The sequence below is a fragment of the bacterium genome (genome assembly GCA_040755795.1).
In the GTDB taxonomy this organism is placed as follows: Bacteria; UBA9089; CG2-30-40-21; order CG2-30-40-21; family SBAY01; genus JBFLXS01.
Map to the genome: position 1 here is coordinate 1 of JBFLXS010000043.1, position 2,333 is coordinate 2,333.

Below are 2,333 nucleotides of genomic sequence, written 5' to 3' on the forward strand. Positions count from 1 at the left end.
AATATCATTGGCTAATCCCACAAATGCACCTCCCATACCTAAAGGTCTTGCACCAACCCCTTCAAATTTAAAAGCCGCAAAAGAAAAAGATGTTAACCATACGGATATAACTCCTCCTAATACTACTATCATAATATTTTTCTTTAACATGATAATTTACCTCCTTTTTATTTTTATTATCCTCTCATAGATAACACGATACCTATATAAGTAAATCCTAAACTTATTAAACCTATCACTATACCTAAAAGCCACTCTAATTTTATAGTAACCTTTTCAAATCGTCCTTCCATCTTTTCAAATCGTCCTTCCATTTTTTCAAATCGCTCATCAATCTTTTCAAATCGTCCTTCCATTTTTTCAAATCGCTCGTCAATCTTTTCAAATCGTCCTTCCATCTTTTCAAATCGCTCATCAATCTTTTCAAATCGTCCTTCCATCTTTTCAAATCGCTCATCAATCTTTTCAAATCGTCCTTCCATTTTTTCAAATCGCTCATCAATCAATATTCGCAAACTAGAAAGTTCCTTGTCAAGATGAAGGATATGGTTAAATTGTGACTGCAACAGTAATGGAATAGCACTCTCTACTGTTAATTTGCCTTCTTCTTCTATCTGCCTTTTTGCGTTTTTTACAGCATTATTCAGGAAATTTTGTAATATTTCATCTTCTAACATAATTTTTTACCTTATACTCGACTAAAGATTCACCCTAATTATTTAGCCTTCTGAAGTGATACAATAGATAATAGTTGGTAGTTTCACGATTCAATTGAGCACGGTAGAAAAATAAACTCCTCTGCTTCTTGTTCCTTGCTTCTTAAACCTAGTATCTCACTTCATCCGGGTAAATTAATTACGCTTTACATTACCTTTATTTCACTATTCCAATTGCGTGTGTCTCAACCTTCATCCTACCACCAATTTGTTCTACCTTAATCTGATAGACATAGATACCATTTTCAGTAATCTCACCACCATTGGTTCTTCCATCCCAGATAGCCAATACTCGACTTGCTCCTGCTGTAACTAATGTCTTTGGTAATTCCCTTACCTCTTCACCCGTAGTATCGTAAATTTTAACGGTAATATACGAATCTCTACCTAAATCACCCTGAAATTCGGTGAAATTACTACCACTTGGAGCAAATGGATTTTCAGTCAAAACTAAGTTAGCCAGAATAGTATCCGGGTCAACATCTCGACCTGCTATCCCCTGGTCTTTTATCCCAATGGCAAATTTACCTGTATGATTTATCTTCGCCATTACAGTCCTTGAAGCCGTGTTAACTACACCGGGCAACATCATCCAATCATAACCATCGAAATAGTAAATTCGTAAGTCTTCTGCCTTAAGCGGTTGTTTCTGGAAATTGTTAATATCACACTCTTCTACCAGACCATCCTGGTCAGCATCTGCATACCAGATAGTTAAAGTACCTTCATTATTGAAAAGTTTCTTTGGAGTTATTTTATAAGCTGTGCCCGCAATACCAACAAACCCATTCGGGATTTCAGCTAAAGATGCTGGTTCAACTTTAAACTCAACATTCACCCCTAAAGCACCTGCCTGGATATTAAGTGTAATATCATCTACCTCACCAAGAACACCCCCGTTGACACCAATTGTTTGTATCTCCGTAAGTTGGTTATACACTACAGTAACTTGAATAGAAGCAGGAACTGTACTCGTATTATTGTTATCATCCACTACATTCAAATAGACTGTATATAACCCTGGATTAGCGAAGGAATAGGTCATAACAGAAGTAGTAGTTGCAACTATCTGTGTTCCATTACCCACAAATTCCCAAATATATGTTTTGATAATCCCATTATCCGTTGATTTGCTACCATCAAATCTAACTGCCGCATCTTCTTCAACTGGCTTAGGATTTTGGTTGATTCCACTGTCGTTACAGTTAATACGAGGAACTGGAATCTCTTTATCCTTCACAATTATAGTTGTCTGGGTAGAAGCTTTATTTCCTGCATTATCCTGAATCTCTAATTTAACTGTATATGTCCCTATCTGGGTATATTTATGTGTACATTCCCAACCTGGTAAACTCAAAATATCTCCATCGCCAAATATCCAGGTATATGTTACTATCTTTATATTATCTGTTGAACTCCCAGCATTAAATGTTACTATTTGATTTTGTTCTGGAATAATGGGACTATAGGTGAAAACCGCTACTGGATTTTCATCATCTGTTATCTTTATATACCACTTACCGCTAACTGATGTATTCCCATCATAATCACTTGCCTCTACCTGATATTCTATATCACTTACACTCGTATCTGTCGCAGTAAATGTAAATGTCCAAT

The 2,333-nt window shown here is 36.0% G+C and carries 2 protein-coding genes; both read right to left on the minus strand.

The window, feature by feature from the left end; genetic code table 11:
- Positions 1 to 176 precede the first annotated feature (176 nt).
- Positions 177 to 677 carry a hypothetical protein gene (locus tag AB1414_04900; protein ID MEW6606784.1) on the minus strand — a complete coding sequence of 167 codons (501 nt, stop codon included), beginning with the start codon at positions 675 to 677 and terminating at the stop codon, positions 177 to 179.
- A 196-nt stretch (positions 678 to 873) separates the two neighbouring features.
- A partial coding sequence (locus AB1414_04905; protein MEW6606785.1) for a PKD domain-containing protein occupies positions 874 to 2,333 on the minus strand: 1,460 nt, incomplete at its 5' end.